Below are 2,055 nucleotides of genomic sequence, written 5' to 3' on the forward strand. Positions count from 1 at the left end.
GCTTAGTCATAGTTTAAGTCATAGCCTTAGTCATATGACTTACGGGTCGGCGTCACCGGGCCCGATTGTGCCGCCGCCGCGCGAAGGCTCTCGGCGGAAGTTCAACGAGGCGGACAAGCGGCGGATCGTCGAGGAAGCGGTACGGCCAGGCGCCAGCCTGTCGGAGGTGGCGCGCCACTATGGGATTGCGGCGCGTATCCTGTTCCGCTGGAAGCAGGAGCTGATGCAGGCGGCACCGCTGTTCGCGACAGTCGAGATCGCCGATGCGACCTTGCCCACCGAGGAGCACGCATTATGACGCTGCTTCCTCGGGGCGTGAAGGTCCACCTCGCCTTCGGCTTCATCGACATGCGTAAGGGCATCGACGGGCTTGCCATGCTGGTCCAGGGCGTGCTGCGGCAGGATCCGTTCACCGGGCACCTCTTTGTGTTCCGCGGCCGCAAGGCCAATCTGATCAAGATCGTGTACTGGGATGGGACCGGGCTGTGTCTCTTCACTAAGCGGCTCGAGCACGGCGTCTTCCTCTGGCCTTCGAGCGTCGAGCCGGGCGGAACGCTGGCGCTGAGTTCGGCGCAGTTGTCGATGCTGATTGACGGCGTCGACTGGCGCGCGCCGGAGCGTCAATGGCGACCGGCGGTCGCCGGATAATCGCTGCGGCTAATTGACTCAACATGCATGTGGCCGGTGAGGAAGCGCGCGAGTCAGCGTAGACTTCATGCTCATGGACATCGATCTCGCTGCTTTGCCGGATGATGTAGATGCGCTGCAGCGGATGGTGCGCACGCTCGCGGCCGAACGCACCAACCTCACGGACGCGCAGGCCGAGATCGAACGGCTCCGGCTCATCGTCCAGAAGCTTCAGCGCAGCCAGTTTGGTCGGCGCGCTGAACGGCTCGACGACGACCAGTTGCAACTCGGCTTCGATGATCTCAACGCCGACATCGCACGGGTTGAAGCGACGCTTCCACCAGCGACGGCCAAGGCGCCGAGACCGCGGGCCGACCGTCCGAGCCTACCGGCGCACCTGCCGCGCGAGGAGTTACGGCTCGATCTTGAGCATCAGGCCTGCCCATGCTGCGGTGGCGGGCTGCATGTGATCGGCGAGACCGTCAGCGAGATGCTCGACCATGTGCCGGCGCGGCTTCGGGTCATCCGCATTTGTCGACCCCGTTATGGTTGCCGGGCTTGCGGGACCATTCACCAGACGCCTGCCCCGGAGCGCCCGATCGCCAAGGGCTTGGCCAGTCCCGCCCTGCTCGCCCACGTCCTGGTCGCCAAGTACTGCGACCATCTTCCGCTTTACAGGCAGAGCCAGATCTTCGCCCGCCAAGGCGTCGAGCTGGACCGCTCGACCCTGGCGAACTGGGTCGGAGGCGCCTGCTGGTGGCTGGAGCCGCTGCAGCAAAAGCTCGCCGAGCACATCTTCGCATCCAGCAAGTTGTTCGCCGACGACACCCCGATCCCGGTGCTCGATCCCGGCCGCGGCCGCACCAAGACCGGCCGGCTCTGGGTCTATGCCCGCGACGACCGGCCCTGGAGCGGATCGGATCCACCGGCAGCCATCTATCTCTACAGTCCAGATCGCCGGGCCGAGCGCCCAGTCTTCCATCTGGCGAAGTTCAAAGGCGTCGTTCAGGTCGACGGCTATCCCGGATTCGAGAGGCTTAAAGCCGGCGGCGATATCCAACTCGCGGCCTGCTGGGCCCATGCGAGGCGCAAATTCTATGATGTGCAGCAGGCGACCGGCTCTCCCATCGCAGCCGAAGCGCTCAGGCGCATCGCCGAGCTCTATGCGATCGAGACGGCCATCCGGGGCCAGACGGCCGCCGCTCGACAGAGCACGCGACAAGCAAAGTCGCTTCCGCTGGTCGCGGCGATGAAGGCTTGGCTCGAGACGCAGGTCACCCACATCCCGCCCCGTAGTGGCTTGGCCGATGCGATCCGCTATGCGCTGACCCGTTGGAGCAGCCTTTGCTGCTTCCTCGATGACGGACGCATTGAACTCGACACCAACACCGTCGAGCGTGCCATTCGCCCCATCACGCTCGGCCGCAA

3 protein-coding genes are annotated in these 2,055 nt (G+C 65.0%); all 3 read left to right on the forward strand.

What is annotated here, in order from left to right:
* On the forward strand, positions 1 to 298 hold a 298-nt coding region (locus HY852_RS10040), incomplete at its 5' end, for a transposase (RefSeq protein ID WP_291604433.1).
* The gene (tnpB, locus tag HY852_RS10045) at positions 295 to 648 is read left to right on the forward strand and encodes an IS66 family insertion sequence element accessory protein TnpB (protein WP_291604434.1); all 354 of its coding nucleotides are present in this window, start codon (positions 295 to 297) and stop codon (positions 646 to 648) included. The genes HY852_RS10040 and tnpB, both read left to right, overlap by 4 nt.
* Positions 649 to 721: 73 nt before the next feature.
* Positions 722 to 2,055 (forward strand): IS66 family transposase (locus HY852_RS10050; protein WP_291604435.1); only part of this gene is annotated, 1,334 nt, incomplete at its 3' end.

Origin of the sequence: Bradyrhizobium sp., from assembly GCF_016213215.1 — a bacterium.
Taxonomy (GTDB): domain Bacteria; phylum Pseudomonadota; class Alphaproteobacteria; order Rhizobiales; family Xanthobacteraceae; genus Bradyrhizobium.